The sequence below is a fragment of the Vibrio sp. Vb1337 genome (assembly GCF_033338715.1).
In the GTDB taxonomy this organism is placed as follows: domain Bacteria; phylum Pseudomonadota; class Gammaproteobacteria; order Enterobacterales; family Vibrionaceae; genus Vibrio; species Vibrio alginolyticus.
Genome location: NZ_JAWOTD010000025.1, coordinates 1 through 20,053, shown reverse-complemented (window position 1 = coordinate 20,053; position 20,053 = coordinate 1). Strand labels below are relative to the sequence as shown.

Here is a 20,053-nt window from a genome sequence, read left to right as displayed (position 1 = left end):
GAATCAGTTCCAGAGAGAGCAGGAGGATCGCAGCAGCAACGCCAGATGGGCGTTTTAAAGCGAATTGTAATTGCGCAGTTGCTGACATGGGTGATCCTTAAAGACGAAAAAATACCAAGGAATACGTTTGCCTTGGCGTGTTGTTACACTAACGAACATAGGGCCATTGGCACAACCCCGAAGTAGAAGATAAGTTGATACGGTCAATGTTTATTTCTTAACTGGTGGATCGAGCTGCTTTTTAAATTAAAAATTAGAATAAATGACTTTTCATTTTTGTAACATGGCTTTCTTTGCTGTATTTTTGTGCTATTTGTAGTCGTTTAGGCTATAAACCTCAGCTGATAAATTGAGCAGTTTAGAATGATGCGCTTTTTCTTCTTATTGTTAAGACGCTCATTAGTTGCAATTCAATCCAAAATTGCATCGGCAAAATATTGCTTATTAGTGAATCGTGCATTTATTTTGTCTTGATCACATTTTATTAACCTTTTGCGTTCTAGGCGTGCAACCTTCTCCTCTTCAATGAGCAAGATCTTGCTCATTACTTTGCTATCAAATCAGCATGATTTTGCTCATTTTTGATGTCTTTCAGTACTTAGTTCAATAAATACAAAGGGTTAAAAGTTGGCATTTCAATTGCTCTAGGGAATGTGTTGTTAATAAAGGTTTAACATGATGTAAATCCCCAATCGTGAAACGACTACACGGAGAGTAATAATGAAAATGAATAAGCTGGTAAAAGCTTTGGCTGTCGCTGTGACTTCTTTTGGTATTGCTGCTAACGCTGCGGCAGAAGATCGTAGCTACATTCTTGCAACGGCATCGACAGGTGGTACTTACTACCCTGTGGGCGTAGCGTTGGCGACGTTAAGCAAAGTGAAGTTGGCACCAAAGCACCACTTCTCCCTTTCTGCAATCAGCTCTGCGGGCTCTGGTGAAAACGTTAAACTGCTGAATGAAAACGAAGCACAGTTCGCGATTCTACAAGGTCTTTACGGTGCGTGGGCTTGGTCTGGTGAAGGTCCTTATGAGAAGAGCGGTCGCCAAGAACAACTGCGCTCAGTCTCTATGCTTTGGCAAAACGTTGAGCACTTTATTGTTCGCTCTGACCTAGCAAAAACGGGCACAGTGACTGATCTGAACAACCTAGATGGCAAGAAGTTCTCTATCGGTAAGAAGAACTCAGGTACTGAGAACTCTGGTCGCCAAATCATGAAAGGTCTGAAGGTCGACCCTGATAAATTCAATCTTGCTTACATGGGTTACGGCGGCAGTGCGAGCGCACTTCAAAACGGCACCATTGACGGCATGAACACGCCTGCGGGTGTACCTGTTGGTGCGGTCACTCAAGCTTTTGCTGCGTTGGGTAAAGACATTTCGATTCTTTCGTTTACTGACGAACAAATCAAAGAGGCGAACGGCAATTACAACCTATGGACGAAGTACGAGATCCCAGCGAACACGTACCCGGGTCTAGATAAGCCGATCACCACCATTGCACAGCCTAACTTCTTGGCAGTTCGTGAAGATATCTCGGAAGAAGACGTTTACCAGCTAACCAAAGCGATCTACGAGAACCTGCCTTTCCTACAAGGCATCCACAAAGCAACAAAAGCAATGGCGATTGAGAAAGCGATCGCTGGCTTGCCAGTGCCTCTTCACCCAGGTGCGGTGCGTTACTACAAAGAAATGGGCATCGAAATCCCATCAGACCTAATGGCGAAATAACGCCAACTTCGCCCCGAGTTTCGGCTCGGGGCATTTTATCCCTACCGATTTCTAAGATGGAAAAAGCCGCCAGAGCTTGGAGTATGAGATGAGCGACTCAATAGAAAAGGAATTGCAGAAGTTTGAGCTGCCCACGCGCACTGATTTTCCGTGGGTAACCACTACAATCACTGTGTTTGGCGTGGTGTTGTCTGCTTTGCACATTTGGTTTAATACCTTATCGACGTTACCAGAGTTATGGATTTCCGCGACCCACTTTGCTGGCTTTGCGGTGATTTGTGTGCTTTGGTATCCGGCTCATATCTCTCTCAAGCAGAGTAAGATTGCACTCAGCATCGATGTGTTGATTGCTATGGGCGCGGTCGCGTGTTTGCTCTACATTCCCTATGCCGAAGATGCGCTATATGAACGCGGTGTGAAGTTCGTGACCAGCGATTGGGTCTTCGCCATCATGGCAATTTTGATCGTGATTGAGCTGATCCGACGCACCATGGGTTGGTTTATTCCAGTGCTGATTGTGGTGTGTTTAAGCTACGTTGTGCTTTGGGGTAAGTGGGCGACAGGTATTTTCCATTTCCCGGGTTTGAGCATGGAAACCTTGCTCTACCGCAGCTTCTATTCTTCTGAGGGCATGTTTGGTTCTATCTCGCGCATCAGTTGGACTTTTGTATTTATGTTCATTCTGTTTGGTGCGTTTCTTGTTCGCTCTGGTGTCGGTGATTATATCATCAATGTGGCACGTGCTGCGGCTGGCAAAATCATCGGTGGTCCCGGTTTTATTGCGGTGATTGGCTCCGGTTTGATGGGCTCAGTATCGGGCTCTAGTGTGGCAAATACGGTTTCCACCGGTGTTATCAGTATTCCTTTAATGCAAAAAGCAGGTTTCCCTTCGCGCTTTGCGGCGGGTGTTGAGGCTGCAGCGTCGACAGGTGGTCAGTTGATGCCACCTGTGATGGGAGCGGGTGCTTTCATCATGGCGTCTTACACGCAAATTCCTTATGTTGATATTATTGCCGTTTCTTTCATTCCTGCTCTTATCTATTTCTTGTCTGTGGCGTTCTTTGTGCGTATCGAAGCCAAACGCAGCGGCGTTCAAAAAATCACGACCAGCGATGAATCTCTACTGAAAGTGTTGATCAGCGGTTGGCACAACCTTATCCCACTGGCGGTATTGGTCACTTTGTTGGTTCAAGGCTTTACGCCAACTTACGCTGCGGGCTTGTCGATCATTTCAGTGGTGGTGGCGTCTTGGTTTTCGAAAGATCATAAGATGGGACCAAAAGCGATCATCGAAGCACTTTCGCAAGGCGCGAAAAACATGGCGACAACCGCTGTATTGCTGGTGGGTATTGGTTTGGTGATCAACGTGATCAGTACAACGGGTATCGGCAACACGTTCTCATTGATGATCGATGGTTGGGCGAATGGTGACTTGTTCATCATGATCGTTCTGATTGCACTCGCTTCTCTTGTTTTGGGTATGGGTTTACCTGTGACAGCGGCGTATATTGTATTGGGTACACTGTCTGCCCCTGCGCTTTACAAGTTGATTGCAGAGAACCAATTGCTTGAATTGATGGTGTCGGGTCAATTGCCTGAACAAGCAAAAGCCATCTTTATGTTGGCGGCGCCAGAAAAGCTGGAACTTCTTAATGCACCAATGGCGTTGGAAACCGCGAAAGAAATGGTGGCGTTAGTACCTGCGGACTTTATGGAAACCCTACTAGAGCAAAGTTTGGGTATGGAAGCGGTAGGCTTGGCATTGCTGGCTGCTCACCTCATCATCTTTTGGTTATCGCAAGACAGTAACGTTACACCACCAGTGTGTTTGACCGCTTTTGCAGCAGCAACCATCGCCAAAACACCACCGATGCGCACTGGTTTGATGGCGTGGAAAATCGCCAAAGGTTTGTATCTTGTACCGCTACTTATTGCCTATACAGGCTTGGTCAGTTGGGATGTGACGTCGGTAATTACCGTAGGCTTCTTTGCCATCATCGGTACCTATGCATTGATTGGTGCGATTGAAGGCTACTTGGAAGGTCCTCTAAACATTCTGACGCGTCTCTTGTTGGTAGTGGTGGGTACATTGCTGGTTTGGCACGACATCCCAATGTTGGTTCGTGTGGCAAGCTGTGCGGTATTTGTCGCGGTGTTCATTTACAGTGGTCGCAAGTTCAAATTGCAACAATCTCAACTATCGGTTTTATAAGAGGTCGTATGAAATCAGTCTATGACTACATCATTGTTGGTGGCGGTATCGTTGGTGTGTCGACAGCATGGCAACTGCAGCAACGTCATCCAGACCAATCCATTTTATTGGTTGAGAAAGAGTCCGGTTTTGCCAAGCACCAAACCGGACACAATAGTGGCGTGATTCATGCCGGGGTGTACTACGCTCCGGGCAGTTTAAAAGCCGACTTTTGTAAGCGTGGGGTAGAGCGAACCATTTCGTTCTGTGCTGAGCACGATATTCCGGTGGAGAACTGTGGCAAGTTGTTGGTTGCGACTAATGAGCAAGAAGTCGAACGCATGAATGCCCTCTATGAGCGCTGCCATGTCAACGGCATCGACGTAAAGCTACTCGATGAAGTTCAACTCAAACTGGCTGAACCAAACATCACAGGCTTGGGCGCGATTTATGTCAAAACCACCAGTATTGTGGACTATCGTTTGGTCACTGAGCAGATGGCGGAAGAGTTCAAAAAGCTCGGAGGTCAAATCAGCCTGAGAACCAAAGTGGTGGCTGCCGAAGAGAAAGACGAAGAAGTTCAATTGACCTGCATTTCAGACGGGCAAACCATGCAGCTCAATGCCAAATTCTTGGTCACTTGCAGCGGCTTGATGGCGGATCGTATGACTAAGATGATGGGTATTCCAACCGATTTCCAAATTATCCCTTATCGTGGTGAATACTACCGCTTAGATAGCAAACACGACCAAGTGGTGAATCATCTTATTTACCCAATTCCCGACCCTGATTTGCCATTCTTAGGTGTCCACCTGACTCGCATGATTGATGGCAGTGTGACCGTTGGTCCAAACGCGGTGCAAGGCTGGAAGCGAGAAGGGTATGACAAGGTTAACTTCAGCTTGCAAGATACCATGCAAATGCTCAGTTTCTCCGGTTTCTGGAAGGTGACACAAAAGCATCTAAAAGCCGGATTGGATGAGTTTAAGAACTCGTGGTGGAAGCCGGGCTATCTCAAGCTGGTCAATAAATACTGCCCAAGCATCAAGGTAGACGATCTCAAACCATATCCAGCGGGTATTCGTGCGCAAGCGGTGTTATCCGACGGAACCTTGGTTCATGACTTCTTGTTTGCCGAAAGCGCAAGAAGCCTGCACGTTTGTAACGCACCCTCTCCCGCAGCGACATCTGCAATGCCGATTGGGGAGTACATTTGCGATAAGGTGAATGAGAAGATAGAGGCGAAAACCGAGACGGTTTAACAGTAGAAAGCCAAACCAAAAGTACACCAGAGATGACTCTATTTGTTGAGTAATTAGTGTCGGGTGTGCCGGAAGTTTGGCTTTTACTTTGGTGATTGGATAATTTCCTTCTTATGATATTTGGATTTATTAGGAGAGGGATGGATGAAATTAGGTTTAGCCAATTACAACGTAGGTGTTGTTAAGCATGATCCTGCATGTCGACAGGATTTTGCACGCAGCCGATCTGAACTGGCGTTAGTGACGGAGATGATGTCAACTCAAATCGAGCATATTGGCAGTACTGCCATTTTGGATATGCCTGCCAAACCTATTATCGATATGGTACTAGGTATTGCGCACTTTCCTCATGTTTCTCTAAAACTTTCTTTGATGGAACAAGCTGAAATTACCATCGAAAAATATACGGATGCTAAGGCAAACTTCGTACGTAAAGTCATAGATGAGTTGAAGACAAAATGAAGAAACGGCTTGGATTCATTTTACTTTGTAGTGCATTTCATTCTTTTGCGTATCAACTGCATGAGCGCGACGAGAGCTATGTATTAATTGGTCATGAGCTCAGTGCTGGCTATATCGTTTATGTACCAGGCTCTATGGAAGCAGAAATTACCAATGTGTTTAAATTTGATTGTGAAGGCAGTCGTGTTGAAGCTGTGAAAATTGGTAGCGAGATTAATAACGCTGCGACATATGGCGAGCATCTCCAATACTATTTCTTTCTCGTGAGAGATCATCAGTTTCACGTTCCTCTAAGAATTATTGAATCTTTTAAAACGGTTGATAAAAAGTCAAAAGAGGTTCTATCAGAACATTTACCTTTCACAAAAAATGATGACCTTGGGTTAGCTTGTGATTTAGTTAGGCCTCAGGTTGAAAGCTATTACTTTTCCCAAGCTTTTGAAGCGATACCTAAACATACCAACAATAAAGGCGACTGAATCAGTCGACTTTATTGTGTCGGCTGTAGAGTCGTAGTGTCTATTGCTATTTAGGGCAGAGTTCACCTTTCTTGGCGTGTCTTTCTATCATGTAATCGCCTCGGGCACTGTGCAATACAATTGCATTCCAGACTTGACCATCTTGCAACTCGAACTCAAACGCATAATGGGTGCCGCCGACCATTTTCGTTCTCACCTCATGAATTGCTTTCAATTTATCATCGGCATTCATTTGATAAAGCACCATGTTGAGTGAGCGTCTGGCGTCAGGAGTTGCCTCAGCAAGTTGCCAACGGCCCTGCTCGTTTGTTGCGGAGCAAATAGACCGCATTTTACTTTTCATGGCGGATGACATCTGCTTGTCTACGGCCAATGCATTTGGTGAAAACAGTGGAACCGTCAAAGTAATCAAAGTTACCAGAAACCGCTTTAAGGTCATAAAAACACTCCGTTGTTTTACTCTTGCTTGAGTATAGACCTCAATGGCTTCAGATGTGGTGCAGTAGACTCTGGGCCTACAATATCGCAGTTCGTATCAACGAACTGATGATAAACAAGGCGACCACGCTTACCAGCCAAATGCCAATTAACCACAAAATGGGTTTTAGTTTCATCAGTGATATCCTTCTCCACGTTTCATCTTGCCGCGGAAAACCCAGTACGAATAAGCCGTGTAGGCTATGATCAGAGGAAGTAATACCACCGCACCGGCAAGTAAAAATGCCAAACTCTTATCTGGCGCGGCGACGTCTTGATAAGTGAGTGCGAATGGGACCAAGTAAGGGAATGTACTGACACCGAAACCCATCGCGGACACAAGAAACAGGCCGATCGCAAGAACGTAGGCTCGGACGGCTTTGTGGTCGAGTAAGGCTTTGAATAGCTGCCAAATAAGTGCCGCTGCAATAATTGGTAAAATGAAAAACAGTAGCGAGTTTGGTAATGAGAACCAACGTTCAAATACGATATTTTGGCTCAATGGCAGCCACAAACTGGCGATGAATATACAGGCTACCATCGCTAGCCCCCATCGTCGCGCGACCACGTAATAGCGCCCCATCAGCTCTTCTGGAAGCTTGATTAATAACCAGCATGAACCGAGCAGAATATAAGCACAAACAAGCGCCAGGCCACAAAATACGCTAAATGGTGAAAGCCAATCAAACCATCCACCTGCGTATGCTCGTTCACTAACCTCTATACCTTGGAGCAGGGTTCCGAGCATAATGCCTTGCATCAATGCCGCGGTGAGTGAACCAATGAAAAAAGCGCTATCCCATAAAAACTTTCCGCGTTGTGTTCGGAAGCGATACTCAAAAGAAACCCCGCGCAGAATTAACCCGAGCAGCATTAAAATCAGGGGAGCATAGAGTGCTGGCATAATGACCGCGTAGGCGAGGGGGAACACGGCAAAAAGCCCACCTCCGCCAAGAACTAGCCAAGTTTCATTCCCATCCCAAACAGGAGCGATGCTGTTCATCATCATGTCGCGCTCTTCATCGTCATTAGCGCTGAGAAATAGGATACCAATACCGAGATCAAAGCCATCTAACACGACATAAATCAGAACAGCGAGCCCAATCAAAGCGTACCAAATTAATGCGTAATCCATGAGTAAGCTCCTAGGTTAGATGGTTAGAGTGTGTGATGGCATCGGTTTTCGTGCCATCAGGAAGTCGGCTATCTAGACCTTCTTCATATCGAGTTGGAGACTTGCGCATCAAACGTAGGAGATAGAAGAAGCCAGCTCCAAAAACCACAAAGTAAACCACGATGAACGCCGTCAGGGAGACGCTCACCGCGGCGGCATCAATAGGCGATGCCGAATTGGCTGTGGTTAAAAGACCGTATACGGTGTAAGGCTGTCGACCGACTTCGGTAGTTATCCAGCCTGCTAAAACTGCAATGAACCCCGCTGGGGCAAACAGCACACAAATACGTTGAAGTGCCCTCGAATCAAAAAGTTTGCGACGTTTTCTTAGCCAAAGGCTCCACAAACCAATAACAAGCATGCCAAAACCAAGCGCGACCATGACTCGGAAAGACCAGAAAACGATAGAGACAGGAGGGTGTTCCTCCTCTGGAAAAGCATCTAATCCCTTCACTTCACCGTTGAGGTCATGAGTTAAAATCAAACTACCGAGTTTGGGGATTTCCAGTGCGTATTCCATACGTTTTTCTTCATCGTTAGGGATACCGAAGAGGATCAATGGCGCGCCTTGGTGAGACTCATAGTGCCCTTCCATCGCGGCGACTTTGGCGGGTTGATGTTCAAGGGTGTTTAAACCATGCATGTCTCCAGCAACGATTTGAATTGGTGTCACGATGGCAGCCATCCACATTGCCATCGAGAACATAATTCTGGCTAGAGGGTTATGGTTTGCTTTTAGCAAGTGATAAGCGGCAACGCCGGCTACAACAAAAGCAGTAGTAAGGTAAGAGGCGAGCAACATATGAACGAGCCGGTAAGGGAAGGAAGGGTTGAAGACAATCGCCCACCAGTCTTCTGGGATAAACTGTCCGGCTTCGTTGATACTGTAGCCCGCTGGTGTTTGCATCCAACTATTAACAGAAAGTATCCAAAACGCAGACAAAAACGTCCCGAATGCAACAATACAAGTCGCGGCGAAGTGAAGCTTCTTACCCACCTTATCCATACCGAAAAGCATCACGCCTAAAAACCCCGCTTCGAGGAAAAACGCAGTAAAAACTTCATAACCCATTAGCGGGCCTAGGATTGGGCCTGTTTTGTCGGCAAACACGCTCCAGTTAGTACCGAATTGATAGCTCAACACGATGCCACTCACCACACCCATACCAAAACTGATGGCAAAGATTTTGAGCCAGTACTTATAGATTTGCATGTACTGTTTGTTGCCCGTTTTTAAGTACAAGCCCTCTAATACAGCGAGATAACTTGCCAAACCAATCGTAAAAGCTGGAAAAATAATGTGGAAAGAGACAGTAAAGGCAAATTGGAATCTAGCTAGGTCAATGGCGAGTGTGTCCATGAGCGGTCCCTTTTTCGTTGGATAAACTGTTCGCTGGATTTAAAGAGGAGACAGAAGAGTGGCGAACAAGGTGAAATACGAAGAAGGAAGACGAAGAGATTAAAAAACGATCGCTTTTTACACATGTGCGTACCATCTTTTAGATAAAGGAGGAGTGTTATGAGCCTTAAACATTACTTTGAGAAAGCGACACCTAAGTTTGGTCCAGGTGGGAAGTATCACAAGTTCTACCCACTTTTCGAAGCTGTCGAAACCATTTTTTACACGCCTGGTAAGGTAAACCAGGGCATGACTCACGTTCGAGATAGCATCGATTTAAAACGTATTATGATCATGGTGTGGTTGGCGGTCTTCCCTGCCATGTTCTGGGGTATGTACAACATAGGCCAGCAAGCGAGTGATGCCTTGTTGTATGGAATGGAACAAGCCTCAGCTCAGCAAGCGCTTGTTTCTTCATGGCAACTGAGTTGGGTATGGGGTTCGTTAGATGCGGTTTCACAAGCGGGGTGGGAAAGTAAAATGTGGCTTGGTGCTACTTACTTTCTCCCGGTTTATGCGACGGTGTTTATCGTTGGTGGTTTCTGGGAAGTTCTGTTTGCTATTGTGCGAAAGCATGAGGTGAATGAAGGTTTTTTTGTCAGCTCTATACTCTTTGCGCTGATCCTTCCTCCGACAATTCCACTATGGCAAGCGGCTTTAGGTATCACTTTCGGTATTGTTGTGGCGAAGGAGATTTTCGGTGGTACTGGACGAAACTTCCTAAATCCAGCTTTAGCAGGGCGAGCGTTCTTATACTTTGCCTATCCTGCCAACATGTCCGGTGGTGCTGTGTGGGTCGCGGCTGATGGTTACTCTGGCGCTACTCCACTTAGTCAATGGTATGAAGGCGGGCAAAGTGCTTTGATAAATAATATGACAGGACAAACAATTTCATGGGGAGATGCTTTTGTTGGTAATTTACCAGGCTCGATGGGTGAAGTCTCCACGTTGTTGATCGCACTAACAGGCTTGGTTCTCATCTTTATGAAGATTGCATCGTGGAGAATTGTTGCGGGCGTGTTGGTCGGTTTAATCGGAGCTTCACTACTATTGAATGCGATCGGTTCAGACTCTAACCCCATGTTCTCCATGCCGTTCTACTGGCACTTCGTGATTGGTGGGGTTGCGTTTGGTACCTTCTTTATGGCGACAGACCCTGTCTCGGCAGCTTTTACCAATAACGGGAAATGGGCATACGGACTATTAATCGGTGTGATGACGATTTTTATCCGAGTGCTGAACCCGGCTTATCCAGAAGGCATCATGTTAGCGATTCTATTTGCTAACTTATTCGCGCCACTTTTCGATTACCTAGTCAAAGAAAGTAATATCAAACGCAGAATGAAAAGGGCGAGACCTTCTTAAAATGAGGGTGACCTCACTGAAAATTGATTGAAAACTGCACTATATTGAAAAGGTCAGAGACATAGGGTTTCTGACTTTTTATTTTTATCAGGAGGACGAAGACGATGAGAATAAAGGATATTCTCGATAGCCGTTTGGTGCTGTCGTTCTGGTATAACCTAGACTACTGCTTGTCTCTTCTTAGTAAAATCTCTTCTCGTTGATTTCCTCAATGCAATCGCATTGAAAAGCATTCTATCTATTTGTTTTTTAGTCTTACGTGAAACTGCGTAGGGCAATGCGTATAAGGAAATTAACAATGAAACGTATTCCAGAACCTTTCCGTATCAAAATGGTTGAGCCAATCAAAATGACGACTTTGGCAGACCGTGAAGTCGCGTTAAAAGAAGCGGGCTATAATCCATTTCTTCTTCGTAGTGATGATGTTTATATCGATTTGCTGACTGACTCTGGCACTGGTGCCATGAGTGATAATCAGTGGGCTGGCATCATGATGGGGGATGAATCCTATGCGGGGAGTCGAAATTACTACAACCTGTGTGATGCAGTGGAGCACTTCTTCGGTTATAAGCTCACCGTGCCTGCACACCAAGGGCGTGGTGCCGAGCAAATTTTGTTCCCAGCTTTGATTGAGCGTATGCGTCAGGTGCGTGGTGGCGAAACGCCAGTATTTATCTCGAACTACCATTTTGATACCACAGCGGGTCACATTGAACTCAATGGCGGTAAAGCGATTAACGTGGTAACGGAAGAAGCATTCGACACCACTACGCCTTATGATTGGAAGGGCAATTTTGATATCGATAAGCTGGTGGCAACAATTGAAGCGTACGGTTCGCATAACATTTGTGCAATTATCACCACGATTACTTGTAATAGCTCCGGTGGTCAGCCTGTGTCGATGGAAAACATGCGCAGTGTGTACGAGATTGCAACCAAGTACGATATTCCAGTGGTGATTGACTCGGCTCGTTACTGTGAGAACGCCTACTTTATCAAGCAGCGTGAAGGGGGTTACGAGAATAAATCGATTCTGGAAATCATCCGTGAGATGTACCAGTACGGTGATATGCTCACCATGTCAGCTAAGAAAGACCCGATGGTAAACATTGGTGGCATGTGTTGTATTCGTGATCATAAGGAGTTGTTCCAGGCGGTGCAGACGCGCTGCGTACCCATGGAAGGATTTGTAACATACGGCGGCATGGCTGGGCGTGATATGGAAGCGCTCGCTCGCGGTTTGTATGAAGCCGCGGATGAGGATTTTCTTCACTATAGAATTAGCCAAGTTCAATACTTAGGTGAGCGCTTACGTGAAGGCGATATTCCGATTCAATACCCAACGGGTGGTCATGCGGTGTTTGTGGATGCCGCTAAGATTTTGCCACATATTCCAGCGGATCAGTTTCCTGCGCAGGTATTGTGTAATGCTTTGTACTTGGAAGCGGGTATTCGAGCAGTAGAGATAGGATCGTTGCTGCTTGGTAGAGATCCGGAAACGGGTAAACAAAAAGTGTCAGAGCTTGAGTTGATGCGTTTGACCATTCCACGTCGTGTCTACACAAACGATCATATGGATTACATTGCGGATGCGATTATCGAACTGAAAAATCGTGCACATGAGTTAAAAGGGCTCACTTTCGAGTACGAGCCACCAGTGCTGCGCCACTTTACCGCTCGATTTAAAGAGATCGATTAACTCAAGTTTAAATCTAGATAAGCAAAAGGCCGCGAGTTTCGCGGCCTTTTTCGATTCGTTTATTTCTTAGCGTTACAGTTACGCTAACTCTAATGTGATGCGAACGAACTGGTCGTCTTGATACTGCACTTCATAATTGAAGGTACCACTGGCGTAAATGCTGCCAAGGAAAAGTGAGCGTTGACTCATTGGTCCGCGGAACAGCATCGAAATAGGAGCGATTAGGGCGTTATTATCATCGAAGTGCTGATTTAAGTTCTCAGAAAGCACACACAGCAAACAGCCGTGTTGGTCGTGAGATAAGTCGACGTCTTCCGGTCGCGATAATAACACGGTAGTCCCCAGTTTCTTCTCAATCTCGTTGATCAGCAGCAAGTAGCTATCTAGATCGGGTTGAGGATTTCTGGGTTTGTCTGCACCGACGCAGCGCTCGAGTAATTCTTCCAGATTTCCGTTCTCACCTTTTGCCTGCTGAGTCAAAGACTTTAACGGCTTTTTAATCAGCTTATAGCGATTACTCTTCAGTTTTGGTTTCAGCCATTTCTGAAGTAAGTCATTACGTTCTTTAAGGGAGAGGCCATGCGAGGACGCGTGAATTTTAAAGTGCAGGTGTAATAAAGCGTGAACCGCAAGCTCACTCAGAAGTTGATTAGCATCTGTAGACTGTCTTGCCTGCTTAGAACTTTGCATTACACTCGAACAAAATTAGGGAAGAAGGATAATGGTGCCGAGAGAGGGACTCGAACCCTCACACCAAAGGCACTAGCACCTCATGCTAGCGTGTCTACCAATTTCACCATCTCGGCATCATGATGCTCTGAATACTCAGAGGCCTCGAAAGAAGCAACGCGAATTGTATAACCAAAATCCACCTGTTGGCGAGAGCAAAATGACGAATTTTGGCTCTTTCGAGTTTGATTGCATATTTATTGGTCACTTTTATGTTTTTTACCATCAACGCCTATCCTTATGCCCTTACTTTTATTAATAGTATGACGACAAAAGAGTACTTTTGCCTAAATTTTGAACGCTTGAACGTTTGCGTAAATAAATGTGATGAATATCTCTTTTTGTTGGCTATACTTGCGTCCCGTTTAAGCGGGAATTAGGGTTTAGTTGTTCAGGACCCTTACCCATACAAGCCGTCACATGGAGCAGGCCAAGCAACATGCTCGCCAGCAGTGAATGACCCCACGGACCGGACCAGCTACGTTCAATTGCTTGTATAAGGTAAAAATAAGATGTCGAACTATTCGTTCTGTCTACATTCTGGATCTAAAAGTGAGTTATCACTCGCTGCGTTGTCCCTTTCTTCTGCCAATTCCTTTGGCTCTTTTTTCTTTTTCAACGTTTAGTAGGTCCAGCTCATGAGTGTTCTATTTAGTCTATTTGGTATTGTTGCACTGCTAGGTTGTGCTTTCCTACTTTCTGAGGGTCGTTCTTCCATTAATTGGAAAACTGTATCTCGCGCCTTGATGCTACAAATGGGGTTTGCTGCGTTAGTGCTCTATTTCCCGTTGGGTCAAGCGGCGCTGGCGAGTTTAAGTAATGGTGTCGCGGGGCTACTCAGCTTTGCTGATGAAGGGATTAAATTCCTCTTTGGTGACCTCGCTTCTTCTGGCTTTATCTTCGCTATTCGTGTCCTTCCTATCATCATCTTCTTCAGTGCTCTTATCTCCGCCCTTTACTATTTGGGCATTATGCAAAAAGTGATTCAATTTATTGGCGGCGCTATCCAGAAGTTCTTGGGTACGAGTAAAGCAGAGTCTTTGGTTGCAACAGGGAACATCTTCTTATCTCAAGGCGAGTCACCACTTCTTATTCGTCCATTTCTTTCTAACATGACTCGCTCTGAACTGTTTGCTGTGATGGCTGGTGGTATGGCTTCAGTGGCGGGCAGTGTGCTTGGTGGTTATGCTGGTTTGGGTGTCGACCTCAAATACTTGATCGCGGCAAGCTTTATGGCAGCGCCAGGTAGTTTGATGATGGCAAAAATTATCGTTCCTGAGCGTCAAACGCCAAGCGATTACAACAATATTGAGCTAGATAAATCAGAAGAAAGCAACGTAATTGATGCGCTAGCAAGCGGTGCTATGGGCGGTATGAAAGTTGCTGTTGCTGTTGGTACCATGCTTATCGCTTTCGTGAGTGTTATCGCGATGGTGAACACGGGGCTAGAAAACTTGGGTGAGATACTTGGTTTCTCTGGCGTAACGCTACAAGCGATTTTTGGTTATTTGTTTGCACCTCTAGCGTGGTTGATTGGTGTGCCAAGCCACGAAATTCTAGCTGCGGGTTCATACATTGGTCAGAAAGTGGTGATGAATGAGTTTGTTGCGTTTATCGATTTTGTGCAGCACAAAGCGACACTGTCTGAGCATACTCAAATTATTATCACTTTTGCGTTGTGTGGTTTTGCGAACATTGGCTCAATTGCGATTCAGTTGGGTTCTATCGGCGTGATGGCACCTGAGCGCCGCAAAGATGTTGCAAGTCTAGGCCTAAAAGCGGTTGCTGCTGGTACACTCGCTAACCTGATGAGTGCGTGCTTAGCGGGCATTTTTATCTCTCTCTAATTTAGATTGAAGATACACACTAAAAACCCGCCTAAATGGCGGGTTTTGTTATTTCTAAGGCTTGGGCATTAAGCCGTAAGGTATCGATTTAAAAGCCTCTGGGTGCTCTTGATAAGTTGGCGCTTTATGTACCCCTTTCCAATCGAGCAGCATGATGGCTAGTACGTTACGGTGTTCGCCGTACTTGAGATCAAAGTTACCGTCGACCGACGGAATCATCCCTTTTTCTGCGTTGATTGCGTGACGAATGGCTTGGCGGGTTTTCTTTACGACCGGATCATGGTCCAAGCCTGCTAACAAAAACGAAATGCCGACTTCCGCAATCACGTCTTCTTTGGCGCGCAGTAGGATAGTGTCGATATTGTTGCGAAAGTAATCATAAATCCATTGGTGTTTCTTCTCGCTTACTCGCTCCTGATAATACTGTGAATCGGCAAAGATGATGTGCGTCATACCATAGAGTTTGTTCCAATACTGCTGAGCTGAAAGCATCTTATCTTTATCGTCGGGGTAGGTGTCACGGAAGGTTTGAGTGAATTCCTCGACCACATCTTGCTCTCCTAACTGACGAAGCCAGTAGACTTGGTTTGCAAGCTGAGCTGCCCATGCTTCTATCATCTCTTTGTCCGTAACGTAACGCGAGAAATCGTAGCGCCTAATAATTTTTCTCAGCGTTTTGTCTTGTTTATGCTTTAGGCCGTATTCGTTTGCTCTTGCCATTGCGCCAAGCAAATCCACACCAAGATAAAGGTACTCAGGATGGTGTTTAGTCACGGTATAGCGTCGCTGACCTCGTTCGGTTTCTTTCTCTTGATACGTGGTCAGCCTTTGAGATGAATAGAGAATGATGTCTTCTGGTTCAACGACTTCATTAGCAAATTGGTTTAACCGGCTGGCTACTTGTGCCATGTCGGTCCAAATGGCAGCGTGATATTTCTCATCTAATGTTTGGCGGTACATGCGTAAGCCAAAATGGCCCTCTTTAAACGCCGGGAAAGTGAACAGTTCTTGTTCGTAGGTACTACGAATCAACTGCGCTGATTGAGTATTATCGAGAAGCGGTACCTCTTCCTGTGATGCCTGAGCAGCAAAGGTAAGTGAGCAAGAGAGTAAGACCGCTAAGCTAAGAGGTTTAATACGCATAAATCCATTCCCTATGAAGTCCTGAACCTAAACCTACCATCAATATTAATTGAGAATGTAAAAGCTGAGTCAATAGTTAAAAATTTGCCTAAAAGTCAGGTTGATACGTTCATCTTTGGTTTTCGCGGTTTTTGGTACGCAGTGCTTCCAGTGATGCTGAAGCTCGCCAGCCATAATCAGTAAGGAGCCATGAGAAAGCTCGTATTCAATCTCAGTTTTACAATGTAAATTTCTAAGCAAAAATCGACGTGTTTCACCTAAGTTCAAAGATGCGATAACAGGGTTTCTACCTAACTCTGGTTCATTATCTTGGTGCCAGCCCATTGAGTCTTGGCCGTGTCGATATAAGTTAGCGAGAACAGAATTAAAAGTGACATCAGCAACTGATTCACAACGCACTTTCAGCTGAGTTAACTCAGGAGTCCAAGGGTGAGGCTGCATGGTTAAGCCTGAGTAAGTATATGCTGCATCACCGTGCCACGCTTGTAAGCGAGGTTGAAGTACTGACTTGCCGAACATAGTAATGTGTTCTTGGTGCCATGGCAGTGTCTTTCGAAGTTGGTCAAAGTAATTATCCGCCTCAAGATGGTTAAGAAATTGAGGATCATAATAAAGTTTTCCTCTTTCTACTTCTTGCCATAGATCGCCGCCAAATAAATCGCCTTGTTGATGCATCATCTCACACCTAAAACATAAAAGTTGTCAATCACTGTTACCTTTCTGATTATGATTGGTTATTCTTGTGATAATAAGAATTTTAACAATAAATAAAAAATCTCGTAGTTGTATACGAGTTGTGGGGAGAAAATGCGTTATTTACCCAGAAAACGATGCTATTTTGCATTGTTCTTCCTCACCTTTTTCGCTTTGTGTATTGGGGTTATCGAGCTGTTAAATCGAAACCAGCAAGAGCTTCACAAAGAGCGAGTTCAAGTTGAGGCCAAAGAACAACTTTCCATTCTCCGTTCCAATTTGGAAGCGGTACTTATGGCGGATATCTACAAAGCCAGTACTTTAGCGACACTCATTACGTTACTTCCTAAAAATCAAGAAGAAGAATTGAGTATCGCCGCTCACCGAATCCTAAATAAAAGTAAACATATTACAATCATCGGTATCGCGAAAAATGATGTAATTAGTCACGTATTTCCACGCCAAGGTAATGAGCGCCTAATCGGCCTTGATTACCGCGCAGTGCCACAGCAGTGGGTACAGGTGCAAAAAGCCAAGGATGTACAAGAAATTTTCATCGCAGGGCCAGTGACATTGATCCAAGGTGGCCGAGGTTTGATCGTGCGTGTGCCTGTTTTTCTTGATCCTCCAATGAATCAGGACTACTGGGGAGTGATCAGTGCGGTGATTGATTTCGATGCTCTGATGAGAGAAACCGGCGTAATTGATTTCTCGTATCGTTACCCTTTAATGATCCGTGGTTACGATAGCGGTGGCTCATTTGGTGATGCTTTCTTTGGCGCGCAAAGTGTAAATAGCATGGTATATGCAAAAGAGATGGTTCATTTTCCTTATGGTGGGTGGAGTATGGTGGTTTTCTCTGGAGGCAAAGCTGATCGCCAAATCTCTTGGCATCAGTTGCATTTAGCTAGAGTAATCGGCTATCCCATTATATTCGCACTTAGCCTCGCGCTGTTCGCCATTTATCGACTGTATACCATTGCAGATGACAGAGCTTTACACGATGAACTCACGAATTTACCAAACCGTCGCTATTTTATGAAGTTTTACAAGCAGCAGTTCGAAATAGCGAAACGTTATAAAAAGCGTTATAGCTTCGCCTTAATTAATATTGACCTAGATAGGTTTAAACACATTAACGACACCTATGGTCACGACGCAGGTGACAAAGTTTTAATCGCTACGGCTGAAAGGGTAAAAAGCTCTCTGCGTAAATCAGACATCGTGGCCAGAATGGGCGGTGATGAGTTCTTAGTTGTAGTTCATCACCCAGGAACGGAAGAAAATGTTCAGTCCCTTCTACAAAAACTTCGATTAGCGCTATGCTCGACGCCCGTCATTTACGATGAAACGCTTATCTATTTGAAAGCCAGTATTGGGTACGCGATATTTGACCCGAAAATGTCATCTCCTGAGCAAATGATGAAAATAGCCGATGAGAGAATGTATCAACAAAAGCATGGCGGATGAGCCTGAACCCAGTTTCAATAAGGGGTTAGAAGAATGGTAAAGTTGGGAGCCCGAAATCTCATCATCATTGAGGTGCAAGAATATGTGACTTCATATGTTCACAGACACTTTGCTGAGAGAGTCGTTATTAGCAGTGCATTCAGTGGCATATTTGCATAATGTTGCATTTTGCAAATGCAGTTTGCGAAATTAATGGTTAATAAAGCAACGATATGCATCTGGATCTACTAAAAAACGGCTTTTTTAAAGTTGGCACGCATCGTGCATTACTTAGAGTGACCCTTATTAAGCCGAGGGTCACCTAGCCAACTGACGTTGTTAGTGAATACAAATTGTTCACAAGTATATACCGCCAATCACGTTTATTGTGATTGGCGTTTTTTCTTTCTAAAGCCCGATGATATTCACGTCGCTGCCCGTCTCATCAGCTTCTCCGCACTTGCTGTAACAACTAGGTTGTCTTGGACAAACCGCCCCTCTGGAGCAGATCAACCTTGCTTGGGTTTGAATCCCGCGCTCTATCCAGTTGATGTTTAATATCTTAGCGATAGTCGTTAAGTCTTTTTTGATGTGGGGAGGAATAACACTACTTCCGCCGGAAGCGACACAAAGGGACTTAAGTTCTTCCGCTATGGAAACGGCATCGCCACCTTGTGCAGAAATGGCAGGGTTAAGATCAATACCGGCACATAGCACGCGATTATTCCCCGCAGGATCAAATACGTTGACCGATTCGCAGCAGTAGATACGTGGCTCGTCGCCAACATTTAAAATCGAAATTTGCGCTGAACTGGTATCCAAAGGCTGGGAAAGGCGTCGGAATACGGCCCAGTGCTGGCAAGGGTCGTTCACTTTGCGCATGTTGCCCCAAGGCAATGGAATACCATTTCCGCGATACACGGCTTTTAACTTGCCAGGGCCATAGGCATCAAAATAGTGCCAATGAGGGTAAGGCGAGACCACCGTCATGCGACGCATTGCAACGGAAGGAGAAACCCCCGCCTTTTTGTGAACATCAATCTCGTAACCAGAACGGTCAAGCAACTGACGAAAGGGTACTTTGGGGCAGAGTAGGGCACCGGCAAAGAAGCTGGACTCAAAATCACGCCAAGCTTGCAGGATATCTTGCGAATTGAGTTCAGAGTTCGACACAGGGCTGTCCATTTGCTCCCAATTGTTTTGATGCCCGATAGATAAAACGTTATTCATTGCATCGCTGCTATGGAGCACTCGATGGCCGATATATACCGCCAAGTCATACTTCAATCGGGTTGGATAGTCACGCATTCGTTTATTGAGATAAATAGTCCCAGGTGGCTCCATGAAAGACGTAATCAACTGTTTGGCGCTGACGCCCAGTTCATCAATCACATCTTGTGGCGCTCGGTCTACCCAGCGAATATCCAACCCCATACTCTTTGCAATGTCGATCAGATCTTCCACTGACAGATTAAGTCGCTTTAAGCCCACTTCTTCCGCTGCCCGTTCTAAGTCTGGGAAATGGTTTTGGTGGTTCTCTTGGTGTGCGCGGATCAGTAAGTGGGCGAATTGACGCCCTGTGATACCTGTTTGGGAGAGCATTTCTGGTATCGCGATTTGAAGAATATCATTGGAGAACAGGAAGCTCGGCTCCAGCGCCATGCCACTAATCCCACCACGATTCCCTTTGTTGGGTGTGATGGCTTCTAATTCGGGTTCATCATCTAAAAACCACGCAGGATCTTTTTGAAAAACTTCCGCGATCACTTCGAGCATATCGATACTCGGTACGCGTTTTCCGCGCTCAATCATCGAAAGGTAAGAAACCGAAGGAGCGTACTCTGGATTAATTCTTACACAACGGGCAGATAAATCCTCCATCGTTAAATGGTTGTTTTTTCTTAGATTACGAATTTTCGTACCAAGAAAATGAGACTGACGAATAAGGCTTTT

General features: G+C 45.4%; 16 protein-coding genes and 1 tRNA gene. 9 read left to right on the top strand and 8 right to left on the bottom strand.

The window, feature by feature from the left end; translation table 11 throughout:
* Positions 1 to 720 precede the first annotated feature (720 nt).
* The 5 genes from R7E42_RS20680 to R7E42_RS20660 all read left to right on the top strand — a co-directional run bounded on the left by R7E42_RS20680 (position 721) and on the right by R7E42_RS20660 (position 6,125).
* Positions 721 to 1,731, top strand: a complete 1,011-nt coding sequence (locus R7E42_RS20680; protein ID WP_017635521.1) for a TAXI family TRAP transporter solute-binding subunit — start codon at positions 721 to 723, stop codon at positions 1,729 to 1,731.
* 88 nt (positions 1,732 to 1,819) lie between these two features.
* On the top strand, positions 1,820 to 3,943 hold the full coding sequence (locus tag R7E42_RS20675; protein ID WP_318072964.1) for a TRAP transporter permease: 2,124 nt from the start codon (positions 1,820 to 1,822) through the stop codon (positions 3,941 to 3,943).
* An 8-nt stretch (positions 3,944 to 3,951) separates the two neighbouring features.
* Complete coding sequence (gene lhgO / locus R7E42_RS20670; RefSeq protein ID WP_258673672.1) at positions 3,952 to 5,184, top strand: L-2-hydroxyglutarate oxidase; 1,233 nt, start codon at positions 3,952 to 3,954, stop codon at positions 5,182 to 5,184.
* A 144-nt stretch (positions 5,185 to 5,328) separates the two neighbouring features.
* On the top strand, positions 5,329 to 5,646 hold the full coding sequence (locus R7E42_RS20665) for a GrpB family protein (protein ID WP_033906247.1): 318 nt from the start codon (positions 5,329 to 5,331) through the stop codon (positions 5,644 to 5,646).
* Positions 5,643 to 6,125, top strand: a complete 483-nt coding sequence (locus R7E42_RS20660; RefSeq protein ID WP_033906248.1) for a hypothetical protein — start codon at positions 5,643 to 5,645, stop codon at positions 6,123 to 6,125. The genes R7E42_RS20665 and R7E42_RS20660 overlap by 4 nt, the downstream gene beginning before the upstream one ends.
* 46 nt (positions 6,126 to 6,171) lie before the next feature.
* On the opposite strand, the gene R7E42_RS20655 is transcribed toward R7E42_RS20660, so the two are convergent.
* The 3 genes from R7E42_RS20655 to R7E42_RS20645 form a co-directional block, all read right to left on the bottom strand.
* The gene (locus R7E42_RS20655) at positions 6,172 to 6,564 is read right to left on the bottom strand and encodes a cystatin (RefSeq protein ID WP_318072963.1); all 393 of its coding nucleotides are present in this window, start codon (positions 6,562 to 6,564) and stop codon (positions 6,172 to 6,174) included.
* Between the two features lie 174 nt (positions 6,565 to 6,738).
* Positions 6,739 to 7,737, bottom strand: coding sequence for a cytochrome d ubiquinol oxidase subunit II (gene cydB / locus R7E42_RS20650; RefSeq protein ID WP_005374173.1), 999 nt, complete (start codon positions 7,735 to 7,737; stop codon positions 6,739 to 6,741).
* A 10-nt stretch (positions 7,738 to 7,747) separates the two neighbouring features.
* Positions 7,748 to 9,136 (bottom strand): cytochrome ubiquinol oxidase subunit I, encoded by a 1,389-nt coding sequence (locus R7E42_RS20645; RefSeq protein WP_005384173.1) that lies wholly within the window; start codon positions 9,134 to 9,136, stop codon positions 7,748 to 7,750.
* A gap of 159 nt (positions 9,137 to 9,295) precedes the next feature.
* Here R7E42_RS20645 and R7E42_RS20640 point away from each other — a divergent pair, with 159 nt between their 5' ends.
* Both R7E42_RS20640 and R7E42_RS20635 read left to right on the top strand, forming a co-directional pair.
* The gene (locus R7E42_RS20640; protein WP_017819725.1) at positions 9,296 to 10,540 is read left to right on the top strand and encodes an NADH:ubiquinone reductase (Na(+)-transporting) subunit B; all 1,245 of its coding nucleotides are present in this window, start codon (positions 9,296 to 9,298) and stop codon (positions 10,538 to 10,540) included.
* A 298-nt stretch (positions 10,541 to 10,838) separates the two neighbouring features.
* Complete coding sequence (locus R7E42_RS20635) at positions 10,839 to 12,239, top strand: tryptophanase (protein ID WP_318072962.1); 1,401 nt, start codon at positions 10,839 to 10,841, stop codon at positions 12,237 to 12,239.
* A gap of 78 nt (positions 12,240 to 12,317) precedes the next feature.
* On the opposite strand, the gene R7E42_RS20630 is transcribed toward R7E42_RS20635, so the two are convergent.
* Both R7E42_RS20630 and R7E42_RS20625 read right to left on the bottom strand, forming a co-directional pair.
* Positions 12,318 to 12,929 (bottom strand): DUF2913 family protein, encoded by a 612-nt coding sequence (locus R7E42_RS20630; RefSeq protein ID WP_005384170.1) that lies wholly within the window; start codon positions 12,927 to 12,929, stop codon positions 12,318 to 12,320.
* A 32-nt stretch (positions 12,930 to 12,961) separates the two neighbouring features.
* Positions 12,962 to 13,045: transfer RNA gene (locus tag R7E42_RS20625), tRNA-Leu, on the bottom strand.
* Between the two features lie 561 nt (positions 13,046 to 13,606).
* Between R7E42_RS20625 and R7E42_RS20620 the strand changes: the two genes are divergently transcribed.
* Positions 13,607 to 14,815, top strand: coding sequence for a NupC/NupG family nucleoside CNT transporter (locus R7E42_RS20620; protein WP_017635515.1), 1,209 nt, complete (start codon positions 13,607 to 13,609; stop codon positions 14,813 to 14,815).
* Positions 14,816 to 14,869: 54 nt separating this feature from the next.
* Here the strand turns inward: R7E42_RS20620 and R7E42_RS20615 are convergent, their stop codons facing one another.
* Both R7E42_RS20615 and R7E42_RS20610 read right to left on the bottom strand, forming a co-directional pair.
* A complete protein-coding gene (locus R7E42_RS20615) occupies positions 14,870 to 15,958 on the bottom strand; it encodes a DUF3541 domain-containing protein (RefSeq protein ID WP_005384167.1) in 1,089 nt (362 codons plus the stop codon).
* A gap of 69 nt (positions 15,959 to 16,027) precedes the next feature.
* The gene (locus tag R7E42_RS20610) at positions 16,028 to 16,633 is read right to left on the bottom strand and encodes an alpha-ketoglutarate-dependent dioxygenase AlkB family protein (protein ID WP_053349380.1); all 606 of its coding nucleotides are present in this window, start codon (positions 16,631 to 16,633) and stop codon (positions 16,028 to 16,030) included.
* 132 nt (positions 16,634 to 16,765) lie between these two features.
* Between R7E42_RS20610 and R7E42_RS20605 the strand changes: the two genes are divergently transcribed.
* Positions 16,766 to 18,121, top strand: a complete 1,356-nt coding sequence (locus tag R7E42_RS20605) for a diguanylate cyclase (RefSeq protein ID WP_021035911.1) — start codon at positions 16,766 to 16,768, stop codon at positions 18,119 to 18,121.
* A 387-nt stretch (positions 18,122 to 18,508) separates the two neighbouring features.
* Here the strand turns inward: R7E42_RS20605 and R7E42_RS20600 are convergent.
* A partial coding sequence (locus tag R7E42_RS20600) for a DUF3612 domain-containing protein (protein ID WP_318072961.1) occupies positions 18,509 to 20,053 on the bottom strand: 1,545 nt, incomplete at its 5' end.